We start from the raw sequence: 14,441 nt of genomic DNA on the forward strand, positions 1-14,441 counted from the left end.
GGTGCGGGCGCATCGTGGTTGCTCGCGCCCACGCGGCGGAGCCGCACACGGACACAGCCCCGCGCCCCTAAAAACCCTTGTCGAGCCGTTGGCCCCGCAGCATGAACCAGGCCGCCACCGCTGTCGCGAGCAGGACCGCCGCTCCCGCGCCCGCGGCGATGGTGAGGCCGTCCACGAAAGCCTCACCGGCTGACGACAGCAGGTCCTGAGCCGTGTTCGTCGGCAGTCCGGATGCTGCCTCCACCGCGCCGCCGAGAGACTCGTGCGCCCCTTCCGGCGTGCCCGCGGGGGCCGTGAAGCCCCGGTACACGCCCGTCACGATCGAGCCCAGTACGGCGATGCCCAGCGCCGCGCCCAGTTCGTAGGCCGTCTCGGAGACCGCCGACGCGGCTCCCGCCTGTTCCTTCGGAACGCTCGACAGGATCACGTCCGCCGTCACGGTGAACGAGAGGCCCGCGCCCACGCCGACCACCAGCAGGGCGGCGCCCAGCATCGGGTAGCCCGTGGAACGGTCGAGCAGGGTCAGTGACGCCAGGGCCAGACCGATGGCGGCCAGGCCCGCGGAGACCACCGAGCGCACCGAGTACCTGCGGGCCACCCTTCCGGCCACGAGGCCCGCCACCACCGCTCCCACCGCAGCCGGGAGTTCGGCCAAACCCGCCTCCAACGGGCGCCTGCCCTGCACGAGTTGCAGGTACTGGGAGAGGAAGAAGACCAGCCCGGAGAGGCCGAGAACGGTCAGGAGGTCGGCCAGGACGGCGCCGCTGAAGCCGCGGTTGCCGAACAGGCGCATGTCCAGGAGGGGGGCGGGGAGGGTGAGTTGGCGGCGGACGAAGGCGTACAGGGCCGCCGCTCCCAGCAGGCCCGCGGCGCCCGGCCCCCACGTCAGGCCGTGCGCGGCGGCCTCCTTGACGGCGTAGACCACCGCGATCACGCCGACCAGGGACAGCGCGACGCTCGTCATGTCCCACGGGCCCGGGTCCGGATTGCGGGACTCGGGCAGGAACTTGATGCCGACGAGCACCAGGACCGCCATCACCGGCAGGTTGATCAGGAAGACCGAGCCCCACCAGAAGTGTTCGAGGAGGAAGCCGCCGACGATCGGGCCGACCGCCGTACCGGCGGAGGCGGTCGCGCCCCAGATGCCGACGGCGAGGCTGCGTTCGCGCGGGTCGTGGAAGATGTTGCGGATCAGGGCCAGGGTGGCGGGCATCAGGGTCGCGCCGGCGACGCCGAGCAGCGCCCGCGCCAGGATCATCAACTCCGGTGTCGTCGCGTAGGCGTTGAGGATCGAGATCGCGCCGAACGCCGTCGCGCCCAGCAGCAGGATCCGCTTGCGGCCGATGCGGTCGCCGAGGCTGCCCATCGACACCAGCAGGCCCGCGATGACGAACGAGTAGACGTCACCGATCCACAGGAGCTGGGTCCCGGTGGGCCTGAGGTCCTCGCTGATGTACGGGGTCGCGAGGCCGAGGACGGTCGCGTCCACGGCCACCAGCAGCACGGCGAGCACCAGGACGGACAGCGCGAGCCAACGGCCCGGACGCCTCACCGCCTCGGTCGTGGTCGCCGGCTGCAGGGTGCTGGTCATGATTCCTCTCTCGGTCGTGCGGGATGACGTAGTGCGCCGCCGAGCAGCAGCTCGACGGTCATGTGGTGGAAGTCCTTGGGGGCGCCCTTGCCGCTCTGGAGCAACCAGACGGCGGAGGCGAGCAGGCCGAACAGTGCTTCGGTGAGCCAGGCAGGCGTGAGGTCGATGCGGAACTCGCCGTCCCGCTGACCGCGCCGGAACAGTGCGGAGATGCGGGCGTCGATCCGGGCCCAGCCCTCGTTCTGCTCCTCGCCCTCGAACAGCTGGTTCTCCGTGTAGAGGAAGGCGAGGAGTCCGGCCGCGGACTCGACCTCGCGGACCAGACGCCGTACGGCTTCGCTCGCCGGTCCCTCCTCCGGGCGGGCGGCGTCGAGCGCTTTCTCGCACTCCTCGATGCCGAGCGCTTCCAGTGCCCGTACGAGCGCGTCGCGCCCCGCGAAGTGGCGGTGCAGCGTGGCCCGGCTGATCCCGGCGGCCTTGGCGACCTCGTCCATGGTGGCGGTGGATTTGCGGGTCAGCAGGGCCGCGGCACTGCGCAGCACATGGTCACGGTCGACAGCCATGAGACAACCATAGCCCATATGAGACATCATTGTCTCATCGCGGGCGCGGTCGTCTCACTCGTGGCCGCTGATCAGGGTTCCGTCAGTGCCAGGGCAGCTGCCCGCGGCGCTCCCAGTACACCCGCGGCTCCTCCACCACCGCCGCGAGCCGGGAGAGCTGGTCGTCGTCCAGGTCCACGACGGCCGCGTGCAGGTTGGACGCGAGCTGGCCGGTGGTGGCGGCTCCGGAGAGGACCACTCCGACCCAGGGCTGACGGAGGACGAGCGCCAGGGCTACGGCGTCACAGCCCAGGGACGTCTCCTCGGCCACGGCCTTCAGGGCTTCCGGGGCGTGCGCTTCGGCGAGCCTGCCGTTGGCCATGCCCTCCTTGACGATCACCGTGAGGCCTGCGTCGTGCGCCTCGGCGAGGGCGGGAGCGGCCGAGGTCTCCAGGGCGTTGTACGTGGACTGGACGGTACGGAAGAGGGGGTCGCCGTCGACGGTCACTTCCAGCGCCGCGCGGATGGCGTCCGCCTGGGCGGGGCCGCTGGTCGAGAAGCCGATGGTGGTGCCCTGGGCGGCCGCCTCCGCGAGCCTCGCGTGGAGTTCCCTGTCGGTGAGGGCCGGGCTCTCGGGGGTCACCGAGTGGATCTGGTAGAGGTCCAGGCGCTCACCGAGCAGTGCCGCGGTTTCGGCGCGCTGGCGGTCGTACGTCCGGACGCTGTGGTCCTTGACCTCGTGCTTCTCGGCGTCTGTGGTCCAGCCGGCGGTGTAGGTGTAGCCCCACTTGCTGCCGATGACCACGTCGTCGATGTGGGGGTTCTTGGTGAGCCAGTCCGCGAGGAACTCCTCGGAGCGGCCATAGGAGCGAGCCACGTCGAAGTAGCGGACGCCCTGGGCGTAGGCGGCGTCGAGGAGTTCGTGGGTGCGGGCTCGCAGGGCGTCGACCGTGCGGGTCTCCGCGAGGCCGAGGTCATGGTCTCGGCCGAGGTTGATGTAGCCGGGTCGGGCGACTGCGGCGAGACCGAGGCCGATGTGCGCGGTGGGGGTGGTGGTGGCGGCGAGACGTGCGAAGGGCATGCCGACAACGTAACTCGGGATGCCCTTCGCTTCAGGGGGGTGGGTTGTGCGGTGCGTCGACGAGTGCGGGTACGTCGTGGCTTGTCGCGCAGTTCCCCGCGCCCCTACATGCCCTTCGCCCGAGCCCATTCGTGCTGCGTCGCCACGTTCGCCTTGACCTCGGCCAGCTGGACCGCCACCGCGCTCGGCGCCGTACCGCCCCTGCCGTTGCGGGAGGCGAGTGCGCCGGGGACGTTGAGCACCGACCGGACCTCCGGGGTCAGGTGGGCGGAGATCTTGGCGAACTGGTCGTCCGTCAGGTCGTTCAGTTCCTTGCCCTCGGCCTCGGCCGCCTTGACGCACTCGCCGGCGACCTCGTGGGCCACCCGGAACGGCACGCCCTGCTTGACCAGCCACTCGGCGATGTCGGTCGCCAGGGAGAAGCCGGCCGGGGCCAGTTCCTCCATGCGCTCGCGATTGACCGTGAGAGTCGCCATCATGCCGGTGAAGGCGGGGAGCAGGACCTCCAACTGGTCGCAGGAGTCGAAGACCGGCTCCTTGTCCTCCTGGAGGTCGCGGTTGTAGGCGAGCGGGAGGGCCTTCAGGGTCGCCATCAGACCCGTCAGGTTGCCGATCAGGCGGCCGCTCTTGCCGCGCGCCAGCTCCGCGATGTCCGGGTTCTTCTTCTGCGGCATGATCGACGAGCCGGTGGAGAACGCGTCGTGCAGGGTCACGAAGGAGAACTCCTTCGTGTTCCAGATGATGATCTCCTCGGCGATCCGGGAGAGGTTCACACCGATCATCGCGGTGATGAAGGCGAACTCGGCGACGAAGTCACGGGAGGCCGTGCCGTCGATGGAGTTGCCGACACTGCCGTGCTCGAAGCCGAGGTCCTTCGCGACCGCCTCCGGGTCCAGGCCGAGCGACGAGCCCGCCAGGGCGCCCGAGCCGTACGGCGAGACGGCCGTGCGCTCGTCCCACTGGCGCAGCCGCTCCGCGTCCCGGGACAGGGACTGGACGTGGGCCAGCACGTGATGGGCGAACAGCACCGGCTGGGCGTGCTGGAGATGGGTGCGGCCGGGCATCGCCACGTCCGGGTGAGCCTCCGCCAGGCCGACCAGGGCGTCCTGGAGTTCGGCGATCAGGCCGCCGATGATCCGGGCGTGGTCCCGCAGATACATGCGGAAGAGGGTCGCGATCTGGTCGTTGCGGGAGCGGCCGGCGCGCAGCTTGCCGCCGAGGTCGGGTCCGACGCGTTCCAGCAGACCCCGCTCCAGGGCGGTGTGGCAGTCCTCGTCGGCGATCGTGCCCACGAAGGAGCCGTCGGCCACGTCGGCCTCGAGTTGGTCGAGTCCGGCCTGCATGCGCTGGAGCTCGTCCTCGCTCAGGAGGCCCGCCTTGTGCAGCACGCGCGCGTGGGCACGCGAACCGGCGATGTCGTACGGGGCGAGCCGCCAGTCGAAGTGGACGGACGCGGACAGCTTCGCCAGCGCCTCGGCGGGACCGTCGGCGAAACGACCGCCCCAGAGCCGGACGTCACCGCTGTTGCTGCTCACTTGCGTTGCTCCTCACCGCTGCACTCAACATTATGCATGATTATGCAGTGCCCTGCATGATTCGTCAATCCGAGCTCGGGGCGGCGAAGAATTTGCGGTCCCTTTGAACACCGGAAACCGCTTGCCCGTATTCCACGCCGAACGCAGGCGCCGCGTTTGTAAACGAAGACCACTTCCCGACCCCGAGTGAGGCATCCGCATGTCCAGGGCTCTTCCGAAGTACAACAAGCGCCGCGTGGCGATCATCGGCGGCGCCGCCGCCGTGGCACTGACCGGGGCGATCGTCGCCGGTACCGCCCTCGCCGGGGAGACCTCCAAGAGCGGCACCACCACCGCCCGCACGCTGGCCGACGTCGGCAGCATCACGTGCCCGGACGTGGCCTCCCAGCTGCCCGCGATCCCGGCCACCGCGCAGGCCGAGGTCGACCGCAACCTGGCCCTGCTCCAGACCCAGATCGACGAGGCCAACAAGCGTCTCGTCGACACCGTGGGCCAGGGCGGGCCCAACTTCGTCCAGAACGCCATCCTGGGCCCGCTGGAGGACAAGCGGATCGCCACGGTCAACCGCATCGCCACCGCCATCGGCCGCACGGCCGACAAGCCGCAGGGCCTGGACGCGCTGGCCCCCTGCACCCTGGGCGCCGGCGGTGCCGCGGGCACCGGTGAGCAGGCAGGCGGGGGCGAGGAGGGCGGCGCCGAGGCCGGGGCCGGAGCGGAGGCCACGCCGAGCGAGGCGGCCTCGGAGGCGGCCGGCGGCGCCGAGGACACCGGGAACGCGGAGGGTGCGGGCGAGGCCGCCGCGGCGGGCGCCATCACCTGCCCGGACGTGGCCTCCCAGCTGCCCGCGATCCCGGCCACCGCGCAGGCCGAGGTCGACCGCAACCTGACGCTGCTGAACACGCAGCTCGCCGAGGCGAACAAGCGGCTCGTCGACACGGTCGGCCAGGGCGGACCGAACTTCGTCCAGAACGCGATCCTCGGCCCGCTGGCCGACAAGCGGAAGTCGACCATCGACCGCATCGCCATCTCCATCGGCCGGACCGCGGAGAAGCCGCAGGGCCTCGACTCCCTGGCCGCCTGCACGCTCAACAAGTGACGTGACAGGCGCTGTGGCCGCCCCGTGTGAGCGCCGGCCGGGGCGGCCACGGACGTCGTCCCGAGAGGGCGCGTCCAAATTCCTTAGACAGGCGAAAGGTCTTCACCCATAATGCCTGGACATGGGAAAGACCTATGAGCGCATAGACGGCCGGCTCCGCTCCTTCATCGAGGCGCAGCCCCTCTTCTTCACCGCGACGGCTCCCCTCTCGGGCGACGGCACGGTCAACCTCTCCCCCAAGGGTCTGCGCGGCTCCTTCGCGATCCTCGACGAACGCACCGTGGCCTACCTCGACTTCGCCGGCTCCACCGCCGAGACGGTGGCACATCTGCGGGAGAACGGCCGGATCACCCTCATGTGGTGCGCGTTCCAGGGGCCGCCGAACATCGTCCGGGTGCACGGACGCGGTGAGCCGGTCTTCCGGGACGACCCACGCTTCAAAGAACTGCTCTCGCACTTCCCGGACATCGACCCGAGCGCGCACGGACTGCGGGCGATCGTCGTCGTGACGGCCGAACTGGTCCGTGACTCCTGTGGTTACGCGGTGCCGTACATGGCGTACGAGGGCGAGCGCGACCTGCACGGCAGGCGGTTCTCACGCGAGGACGACGCGTCGCTCAGCGAGTACTTCAGCAAGAAGGAGCACATCGCCACGAGCCTGGACGGGCTGCCGGGGCTGCCATTGCCGTTGCCGCCGTCCGCGGTCTGATTCACGCCCTGCCGAGCCGGACGGTGAAGGTCGTCGATCCTGGCCTGCTCTCCACCGCCACGCCTCCCCCGTGCGCCTCCACCACCGCCGCCACGATCGACAGGCCGAGGCCCGCGCCGCCGGTCTCCGACTTGGTGCTGCGGTCGGCACGGGTGAAGCGTTCGAAGACACCGGGCCGGATCTCCTCCGGAATGCCGGGGCCGTCGTCGTGGACCATCAGCAGCACCGCGGCGGCGTCGGTCTCCAGGGTCACCGTCACCTTGGTACCGGCCGGGGTGTGCAGCCGGGCGTTGGACAGCAGGTTGGCCAGGACCTGTTGGAGGCGATGCTCGTCGCCCGTCACCGTGACCGGGTCCTCGGGCAGGTCCAGTTCCCAGCGGTGCCCGGAACCCGTGGCCCGCGCGTCCGTGAGGGCGTCGAGGACCAGGCGGGTCAGGTCGACGGGGGCGGCCTCCAGGGGGCGGCCCGCGTCCAGTCGGGCCAGCAGGAGCAGGTCGTCGACCATGGCTCCCATGCGCGTCGACTCGGCGGCGATGCGTTCCAGGGCCCGGGTGATCTCCGGCGGCAGCGGCCCGGGGTGCAGCAGGGCGAGTTCGGCGTGGCCGCGTACCGAGGCGACCGGGGTGCGCAGTTCGTGGCTGGCGTCGGCGGCGAAGCTGCGCAGCCGTTCCTCGCTCGCGTGACGTTTGGTCAGGGCGTCCTCGACATGGCCGAGCATGCGGTTGAAGGCGCCGGCGACCCGGCCCACCTCACTGCGCGGGTCGGATTCCGGGGCACGCGGCGGCAGCGCCACCTCCCCGCTGGCCAGCGGGAGTTCGCTGACCCGGGTGGCAGTCGCGGCGACCCGGCTGAGCGGGCGCAGGGACCAGCGCACCCACAGGGCGCCCGCGATGCCGGCGGCCGTGAGGGCCGCGCCGAAGACGATCCCGGCGACCAGTTCCAGGCGGTGGACGGCGACCTCGACGGGCTCCAGGGGCATCCCGGTGAGCAGGACGTCGCCGTCCAGTCCCCGGGTGGCGAGCACCCGGTAGTCGTCCAGGGCGGAGAGGCCGACGCTGTGGCCCCGGCCGTCGACCGGGACGGCCGCGAGCCGTTTCCGGTCACCGGTGCTCAGGTCGACGTCCAGGGTGCCGGTGGAGCGGACGACGGCCGCGTTGGTGACCGTGCCGTCCACCAGCCGGGCTCCGAACGTGCCCGTGGCCTGGCGGCGGGTGTCGGCGTGCTCGTCGCCGGTGGGGGTCCCCCCGGTCGAGTCTTTTCGAGACTGGGGGAGGTCGTTGTTCTGCGGTTCGCCCTTGTGCTCCAGGCTGACCGCGAAACGGTTCCCCGCCTCGGTGAGCTGCTCGTCGAGGCGGCCGGTGAGGAAGCCCTGGAGCCCGAGGACCGCGGCGACCCCGACCGCGGCGCAGCTCACCGCCAGCAGCACCAGCAGGCCGAGGGTGAGCCGGGCCCGCAGGGTGTGCGGCCTGAGGTCCCTCACGGCGTCACCGGCTTGATCACGTATCCCGCCCCGCGCACGGTGTGGATCATCGGCTCGCGGCCGGCGTCCACCTTCTTGCGCAGGTAGGAGATGTACAGCTCGACGACATGGGCGCGGCCCCCGAAGTCGTAGGACCACACCCGGTCGAGGATCTGCGCCTTGCTGAGCACGCGGCGCGGGTTGCGCATGAGGAACCGCAGCAGCTCGAACTCGGTCGGGGACAGTTCGATCAGCTCGCCGCCGCGGGTGACCTCGCGGGCCTCCTCGTCCATGACCAGGTCGCCGACGGTCAGCCGTGGGCCCTCGTCGAGCTGGCGGGCCATGCCCGCGCGGCGCAGCAGCCCGCGCAGCCGGGCGACGACCTCCTCCAGGCTGAACGGCTTGGTCACGTAGTCGTCGCCGCCGGCCGTGATCCCCTTGATGCGGTCCTCGACGGTGTCCCGGGCGGTCAGGAAGAGCACGCAGACGTCCGACTTCACGGTGTGCAGGGCGCGCAGGACGGCGAAACCGTCGGTGTCGGGGAGCATCACGTCCAGGACCACGGCGTCGGGCAGCAGCTCCCGGGCGGCGGCCACCGCCGAGGCGCCGTCGCCGGCCGTGCGGATCTGCCAGCCCTCGTAACGCAGGGCGCCGGAGAGGACCTCGGCGAGATCCGGGTCGTCGTCGACGACGAGGACGCGCAGCGGGGTGCCGTCGGGGCGGGTGAGGGCGGGGCGGCCGGAGCGGGCGGTGTTCATGTCCTCTCCAGGATCACCCCTGGGCGCGGCCGAGGAGGCACGGGCAAGCTCTGAGTTTCCTCTGAGTGCGCTCTGCGGGGGCCCTTTCAGAGGGTCCTGAGAGGTTCCCCTCGCACAGTGGGGTCCCGGACAACAGCGCTGTCCCGGACAAGCGAGAGGACGCATCCATGACCACCGTGTACGAGCGGCGGGCCGCACCGGCCGTGGCGCCGCCCGCGCGACGCTCCCCCGCGGGTGCCGTGCTCGCCCTCCTGTGGGCCGGGGCGGCGGCCGTGATCGCCCTGTGGTGGGCGGACACCGGTTCCGTCGTCGGTACGGCCGGGTGGATGACCGGGGCCGGGCGGATCGCCGGGCTGCTGTGCGGGTACGCCTGTGCGGTGCTGGTGGGTCTGATGGCGCGGGTCCCGGTGCTGGAGCGGCGGGTCGGCTCGGACCGGGTGGCCCGCTGGCACGCGATGGCCGGCCGGTACACCGTCTGTCTGCTGCTCGCGCACATCGGGCTGATCCTCACCGGGTACGCCGCCCAGGACAGCGCCTCGCTGTGGCACGAGACCGTCACCGTGGTCCTGGACTATCCGGAGATGCTCAAGGCGACCGCGGGGACGGTGATCCTCCTCGCGGTCGGCGTCACCTCCGCGCGCGCGGTGCGCCGCCGGACCGGTTACGAGGTCTGGTACTACGTCCATCTCCTCACGTACGCGGCCGTGTTCCTCTCCTTCGGCCACCAACTGGCCCTCGGCAACGACTTCAACGGCAACTCCGTGGCCACGGCGGCCTGGTACGCGCTCTACCTCGGCGTCGCGGCCCTGGTGCTGTGGTTCCGGGTCCTCGCGCCGGTGCGGCTGAACCTGCGGCACCGGCTGCGGGTGGAGTCGGTGCACCAGGAGGCGCGGGGCGTGTGGTCCGTCGTCGTACACGGGCGGGAGCTGGACCAACTCGGCGCGCGGGCTGGTCAGTTCTTCCGCTGGCGGTTCCTCGCCACGGGCCTGCGGTGGACGTCGACGCCGTACTCCCTGTCGGCACCGCCCCGCCCCGACCGCATGCGGATCACGATCAAGGCGCTCGGCGACCACAGCACGGCCGTGGCGATGCTGCGGCCCGGCACGCGCGTGTGGGCCGAGGGGCCGTACGGATCGCTGACCGGCGACCGGCAGACCTCGTCCAAGTCGCTGCTGATCGGGGGCGGGGTCGGCATCACCCCGCTGCGGGCGCTGTTCGAGACGCTGCCGGGCGAGGTCACTCTCCTGTACCGGGCGCGCACGGTCGAGGACCTCGCGCTGGGCGGGGAGTTGGAGGCCGTCGCGCGGTGGCGCGGGGCGAAGGTGCACTACCTGCTCAACGGGCCGGAAGGGCAACGGCCGCGTATCACCGCCGAGTCGCTGCGGGCGGCCGTCCCCGACCTGGCCGGTCACGACGTCTACCTCTGCGGCCCGCACGGGTTCGCCCGGGAGCTGTACGAGGAGCTGCGCGCCGCGGGAGTTCCCGATCGCCGTATCCACCACGAATCCTTCGAGCTGTGAGGCCTCACACGTGCACGCGTTGAAGAAGAACCGCCCGCTGCGCCGGATCGTGCTGGCGAGCGCCGCCACCGTCTCCGGCATGGTGATGCTGCTGTCGCTGAAGCCGCACACCTCGCCGGCCCTGGCGGTGACGTCCGGGTCGACCGCCCCCGCTGTCACGGGAACCCGAACCGTCACCGGCGACTCCGTCCAGACCCGCTGGGGTCCCGTACAGGTCCGTGTCACCGTGAAGAACGGCAAGCTCACCGACGTCACCGCCGTCGTCTACCCCACGGACAACCCCCGGGACCAGGAGATCAACAGCTTCGCGATCCCGCGGCTGCGGACCGAGGCGCTGCAAGCCCAGAGCGCGGACATCGACACGGTCTCGGGGGCCACCTACACGAGCGACGGTTACCGCCAGTCACTCCAGTCCGCACTGGACTCCGCCGGCAGCTGAACACACCGGCGTCACGGCACGTATCCAAGGACCAAGGGACCACGCCCACCCCCCTTGCCCCCGTCCCCGGAGGAAACGTGACCACCACGCTCGCAAGCGGCCGCGCCGCCCGCCGCCAGACGATGCGCCGCATCCGACCGCGCCGTTCCCCGGCGACCGTCCTGCTGCTCGCTGTTTGGGCGGGCGCGGCGGGCGTGTTGTGGCTGTGGTGGCACAACACGCCGTCCGTGGCCGACGACAACAGCAAGATCCTCAACGCGGGCCGGATCACCGGTCTGCTGGCGGGTTATCTGATGGCGCTGGTGGTGCTGCAGATGGCCCGGGTGCCCGCGCTGGAACGCCGGGTGGGCTCCGACCGGGTCGCCCGCTGGCACGCGATGACCGGCCGCTACACACTCTGCCTGGTCGTCGCCCACGTCTTCCTGATCATGTGGGGCTACGCCCTCCAGGCCGGCAAGGGGCTCGGCGACATCGTCCAGCAGACGATGGACTCCATCAACCAGCTGCCGGACATGGGCAAGGCGGCCATCGGCACCGGCCTGCTGTTCGTCATCGGGCTGATGTCCATCGGAGGGGTGCGCCGCAGGATCCCGTACGACACCTGGTACCACGTGCACCTGCTGACGTACGCGGCGGTCTTCCTGACCTTCTGGCACCAGCTGACCACCGGCAACGACTTCGCGGTCGAGCCAGTCGCCAAGACCGTCTGGTATGCGCTGTACGGCTCGGTCACCACGCTGGTCGTCTGGTACCGCATCCTCACGCCGATCCGGCTGAACCTGCGTCACCGGATGTATGTCGAGGCGGTGATCGAGGAGACGCCCGGTGTGGTCTCGGTGCTGATCGGCGGGCGCAAGCTGCACCGGATGGGCGCGGAGGCGGGCCAGTTCTTCCGCTGGCGGTTCCTGGCGCCGGGCATGCGGTTCTCCTCCCACCCGTACTCGCTGTCCGCGGCGCCCCGACCGGGCATGCTGCGGATCACGGTGAAGGCGATCGGCGACCACAGCGAGCGGCTGCGTGAACTGGAGCCCGGCACCAAGGTGTGGGCCGAGGGGCCGTACGGCGCGATGACCGCCCAGCGTCGCAGGAGCGGCAAGGTGCTGCTGGTGGCGGGCGGTGTCGGCATCACCCCGATGCGGGCGCTGTTCGAGACCCTGCCCGGCGCGTCCGGTGACATCACCCTGCTGTACCGGGCCAACACCACCCAGGACCTGGCCCTGTGGGACGAGCTGGCCGCCATCGCGGACGAGCGCGGCGCCCGGCTGATGTACGCGGTGAACAGTCCGGACGGGGAGCGCCCGGACATCTCCGCGGAGTCCCTCCAGCGCAAGCTCCCCGACATCGACAAGCACGACGTGTTCATGTGCGGGCCGAACGGTTTCGCGCAGTCCGTGTACGAAGCACTGCGCGGCGCGGGTGTGCCCGCCCGCCGCATCCATCACGAGTCGTTCGAGATGTGACGACGGGAATTCAGGAGCTGTTGAAGCGATGAGGAAGAGTCACCCCGTCCGTCGAGTCGTGCTCGCGACCGCCGCCACCGTCTCCGGTGTCGTGCTGATGCTGTCGCTGAAGCCGTCCTCGGACCCGGCGTCCGCCCAGGCGGGCGGAACGATCCCGCAGCAGACGGCGGCGGCGCAGGAGTCGGCCCAGGGCGGTACGGGGGCGACCGCCGGCAGCACCTTCACCGGCGACGTGGTCCAGACCCAGTACGGTCCCGTCCAGGTCCGTATCACCGTCAGCGGCTCCAAGATCACCAAGTCCGAGGCGGTCCAGGCGCCGAAGGGCGGCACCAGCGACCAGAAGACGGCGCTGTCCGTCCCGAAGCTCAACCAGGACGTGGTCACCAAGCAGAGCCCGCAGGTCGACACGGTGTCCGGGGCGACCTACACGAGCGAGGGCTACAAGAAGTCGCTCCAGTCGGCGATCGACAAGGCCAACAAGGCCCCCGCGGCCCCGGCCCAGCCGTCCGCGCAGCCGTCCCAGCCGGCGGGCGGCAGCGCGGGGGCGGCCGCCAAGACGGTGACCGGTGCCGTGTCGCAGACCCAGTACGGTCCCGTCCAGGTCCGGATCACGGTCAGCGGCGGCAAGATCACCAAGGCTGAAGCCGTGCAGGCGCCGAAGGGCGGCACCAGCGACCAGAAGACGGCGCTGTCCGTCCCGAAGCTCAACCAGGAGGCCGTGGCGGCCGGCAGCGCGGACATCGACTCGGTCTCCGGTGCCACCTACACCAGCGAGGGCTACAAGAAGTCGCTCCAGTCCGCGCTGGACCAGGCCGGTGGCTGACACGGTGGCCGAGCCGGCACAAGCTCCCGCCGCGGTGCGTCACGCGGAGGAGGTCATGGGGACGGTCTTCTCCTTCGACGTCCGCGGCGGGGAACCCCTTGCCGTGCAGGCGGCACTGCGGGAGGCGGTGGCGGGCCTGCACCGCGTGGACGAGGTGTTCAGCACCTACCGCGACGACAGTCAGGTCTCCCGCCTGGCCCGCGGTGAACTGACCGTCGGCGACTGCGATCCCGAGGTCGCCGAGGTCCTCGAACTCGGCGCCGAGGCCGAGCGGTTGAGCGACGGCTGGTTCAGCATGCGCTACGAGGGCCGCCTCGACCCGACCGGCATCGTCAAGGGCTGGGCGGTGGAGCGCGCGGCCCGCCGCATGGCTGAGTCGGGCGCCACGGGCGTCAGCGTCAATGGCGGAGGAGACGTCCAGCTGTTGGGCGTACCGGGCCCGGAACGCCCGTGGCGGGTAGGGGTCTCGGACCCGCTCCGCCCGGGAGGTCTGGCCGCGGTGGTCTCGGCGGCGGGGGCCGCGGAGCTGGCGGTGGCGACTTCCGGCACGGCCGAACGCGGTGCCCATATCGTCGACCCCCGCACGGGCCGCTCGGCGGTCACGGATCTGCTGGCGGTGACGGTGGTGGCCCCGACCATCACCTGGGCGGACTGCTGGGCGACGGCGGCCTTCGCGATGGGTTCGCGGGAGGGCCTGGCCTGGCTGGAGAGCCTGCCGGACGTGGAGGCACTGCTGATCACGGCGGGCGACGAGGTGAGGTGTACGGGGGGCCTCGCAGCCAGGCTCGGTTGATGCCGTTGGCTTTTGGGGGCGCGGGGAACTGCGCGACAAGCCCCCACAGACCCGCGCCCGACCGACAACCTCTAGTGCCCGTTCTGAGCCAACCGCAGCAAGTGCTCGGCGAGCGCCTGACCCCCCGTAGGATTCCGGCTGATCAACATCAACGTGTCGTCACCGGCGATCGTCCCCAGGATGTCGTGCAGCTCGGCCTGGTCGATGGCCGACGCCAAGAACTGCGCGGCCCCCGGAGGAGTCCGCAGGACCACAAGGTTCGCCGAAGCCTCCGCGGAGATCAGCAGCTCCTGGGAGAGCCGCCGCATCCGCTCCTCCTTCGCCGACTCCCCCAGCGGCGCCCGAGGGGTGCGGAAACCCCCCTCACTCGGCACCGCGTAGATCAGGTCGCCCTCGTTGTTGCGGATCTTCACCGCGTTCAGCTCGTCGAGGTCCCGGGAGAGCGTCGCCTGCGTGACGCTCAGCCCGTCGTCGGACAGCAGCTTGGCCAACTGGCTCTGTGACCGCACCGGTTGCCGGTTGAGGATGTCCACGATCCGGCGGTGGCGCGCGGTGCGCGTCTGCGGCACGGCAGGCCCCGCGACCCCGTTGTGCTCGTGCTCCTGCGCATGACTCATCGTCGTCTCATTCCCCGG

General features: G+C 71.2%; 14 protein-coding genes. 7 read left to right on the forward strand and 7 right to left on the reverse strand.

Features of this window, described 5'->3' with window-relative positions; genetic code table 11:
* Positions 1-67 precede the first annotated feature (67 nt).
* From ABZT93_RS06565 to argH, 4 genes are all read right to left on the reverse strand, one after another.
* Positions 68-1,591 carry an MFS transporter gene (locus ABZT93_RS06565; protein WP_356099897.1) on the reverse strand — a complete coding sequence of 508 codons (1,524 nt, stop codon included), beginning with the start codon at positions 1,589-1,591 and terminating at the stop codon, positions 68-70.
* Positions 1,588-2,154 (reverse strand): helix-turn-helix domain-containing protein, encoded by a 567-nt coding sequence (locus ABZT93_RS06570; RefSeq protein ID WP_356099899.1) that lies wholly within the window; start codon positions 2,152-2,154, stop codon positions 1,588-1,590. The genes ABZT93_RS06565 and ABZT93_RS06570 overlap by 4 nt, the downstream gene beginning before the upstream one ends.
* 82 nt (positions 2,155-2,236) lie before the next feature.
* The gene (locus ABZT93_RS06575) at positions 2,237-3,214 is read right to left on the reverse strand and encodes an aldo/keto reductase (RefSeq protein ID WP_356099902.1); all 978 of its coding nucleotides are present in this window, start codon (positions 3,212-3,214) and stop codon (positions 2,237-2,239) included.
* Between the two features lie 104 nt (positions 3,215-3,318).
* Complete coding sequence (argH, locus tag ABZT93_RS06580) at positions 3,319-4,749, reverse strand: argininosuccinate lyase (RefSeq protein ID WP_356099905.1); 1,431 nt, start codon at positions 4,747-4,749, stop codon at positions 3,319-3,321.
* 199 nt (positions 4,750-4,948) lie between these two features.
* Here argH and ABZT93_RS06585 point away from each other — a divergent pair, with 199 nt between their 5' ends.
* Together ABZT93_RS06585 and ABZT93_RS06590 are read left to right on the forward strand one after the other, a co-directional pair.
* Complete coding sequence (locus tag ABZT93_RS06585; RefSeq protein WP_356099908.1) at positions 4,949-5,845, forward strand: hypothetical protein; 897 nt, start codon at positions 4,949-4,951, stop codon at positions 5,843-5,845.
* A gap of 121 nt (positions 5,846-5,966) precedes the next feature.
* Entirely contained in the window at positions 5,967-6,554 is a 588-nt protein-coding gene (locus ABZT93_RS06590) for a pyridoxamine 5'-phosphate oxidase family protein (RefSeq protein WP_356099911.1), read from the forward strand.
* Position 6,555: 1 nt separating this feature from the next.
* On the opposite strand, the gene ABZT93_RS06595 is transcribed toward ABZT93_RS06590, so the two are convergent.
* Together ABZT93_RS06595 and ABZT93_RS06600 are read right to left on the reverse strand one after the other, a co-directional pair.
* Positions 6,556-8,034, reverse strand: a complete 1,479-nt coding sequence (locus tag ABZT93_RS06595) for a HAMP domain-containing sensor histidine kinase (RefSeq protein WP_356099914.1) — start codon at positions 8,032-8,034, stop codon at positions 6,556-6,558.
* Positions 8,031-8,771 carry a response regulator transcription factor gene (locus ABZT93_RS06600; protein WP_356099917.1) on the reverse strand — a complete coding sequence of 247 codons (741 nt, stop codon included), beginning with the start codon at positions 8,769-8,771 and terminating at the stop codon, positions 8,031-8,033. The genes ABZT93_RS06595 and ABZT93_RS06600 overlap by 4 nt, the downstream gene beginning before the upstream one ends.
* A gap of 167 nt (positions 8,772-8,938) precedes the next feature.
* On the opposite strand from ABZT93_RS06600, the gene ABZT93_RS06605 reads away from it, so the two are divergent.
* From ABZT93_RS06605 to ABZT93_RS06625, 5 genes are all read left to right on the forward strand, one after another.
* Positions 8,939-10,291, forward strand: a complete 1,353-nt coding sequence (locus tag ABZT93_RS06605; protein ID WP_356099920.1) for a ferredoxin reductase family protein — start codon at positions 8,939-8,941, stop codon at positions 10,289-10,291.
* Positions 10,292-10,301: 10 nt separating this feature from the next.
* The gene (locus ABZT93_RS06610; protein ID WP_356099923.1) at positions 10,302-10,730 is read left to right on the forward strand and encodes an FMN-binding protein; all 429 of its coding nucleotides are present in this window, start codon (positions 10,302-10,304) and stop codon (positions 10,728-10,730) included.
* Between the two features lie 77 nt (positions 10,731-10,807).
* Positions 10,808-12,190, forward strand: coding sequence for a ferredoxin reductase family protein (locus tag ABZT93_RS06615; RefSeq protein WP_356099925.1), 1,383 nt, complete (start codon positions 10,808-10,810; stop codon positions 12,188-12,190).
* Between the two features lie 28 nt (positions 12,191-12,218).
* Positions 12,219-13,013 carry an FMN-binding protein gene (locus ABZT93_RS06620; RefSeq protein ID WP_356099927.1) on the forward strand — a complete coding sequence of 265 codons (795 nt, stop codon included), beginning with the start codon at positions 12,219-12,221 and terminating at the stop codon, positions 13,011-13,013.
* A 4-nt stretch (positions 13,014-13,017) separates the two neighbouring features.
* A complete protein-coding gene (locus ABZT93_RS06625) occupies positions 13,018-13,806 on the forward strand; it encodes an FAD:protein FMN transferase (protein ID WP_356100687.1) in 789 nt (262 codons plus the stop codon).
* Between the two features lie 71 nt (positions 13,807-13,877).
* On the opposite strand, the gene ABZT93_RS06630 is transcribed toward ABZT93_RS06625, so the two are convergent.
* Positions 13,878-14,423 carry an arginine repressor gene (locus ABZT93_RS06630; protein ID WP_356099929.1) on the reverse strand — a complete coding sequence of 182 codons (546 nt, stop codon included), beginning with the start codon at positions 14,421-14,423 and terminating at the stop codon, positions 13,878-13,880.
* Between the last annotated feature and the right edge of the window lie 18 nt (positions 14,424-14,441).

The organism is Streptomyces sp. NPDC005303 (genome assembly GCF_040607335.1).
Classification (GTDB): Bacteria; Actinomycetota; Actinomycetes; order Streptomycetales; family Streptomycetaceae; genus Streptomyces.

Bases quoted from the DNA above. Each gene is read 5' to 3' on its own strand.
- ABZT93_RS06565 (WP_356099897.1), bottom strand. From the start codon at position 1,591: ATGACCAGCACCCTGCAGCCGGCGACCACGACCGAGGCGGTGAGGCGT.
- ABZT93_RS06570 (WP_356099899.1), bottom strand. From the start codon at position 2,154: ATGGCTGTCGACCGTGACCATGTGCTGCGCAGTGCCGCGGCCCTGCTG.
- ABZT93_RS06575 (WP_356099902.1), bottom strand. From the start codon at position 3,214: ATGCCCTTCGCACGTCTCGCCGCCACCACCACCCCCACCGCGCACATC.
- ABZT93_RS06585 (WP_356099908.1), top strand. From the start codon at position 4,949: ATGTCCAGGGCTCTTCCGAAGTACAACAAGCGCCGCGTGGCGATCATC.
- ABZT93_RS06590 (WP_356099911.1), top strand. From the start codon at position 5,967: ATGGGAAAGACCTATGAGCGCATAGACGGCCGGCTCCGCTCCTTCATC.
- ABZT93_RS06600 (WP_356099917.1), bottom strand. From the start codon at position 8,771: ATGAACACCGCCCGCTCCGGCCGCCCCGCCCTCACCCGCCCCGACGGC.
- ABZT93_RS06605 (WP_356099920.1), top strand. From the start codon at position 8,939: ATGACCACCGTGTACGAGCGGCGGGCCGCACCGGCCGTGGCGCCGCCC.
- ABZT93_RS06620 (WP_356099927.1), top strand. From the start codon at position 12,219: ATGAGGAAGAGTCACCCCGTCCGTCGAGTCGTGCTCGCGACCGCCGCC.
- ABZT93_RS06630 (WP_356099929.1), bottom strand. From the start codon at position 14,423: ATGAGTCATGCGCAGGAGCACGAGCACAACGGGGTCGCGGGGCCTGCC.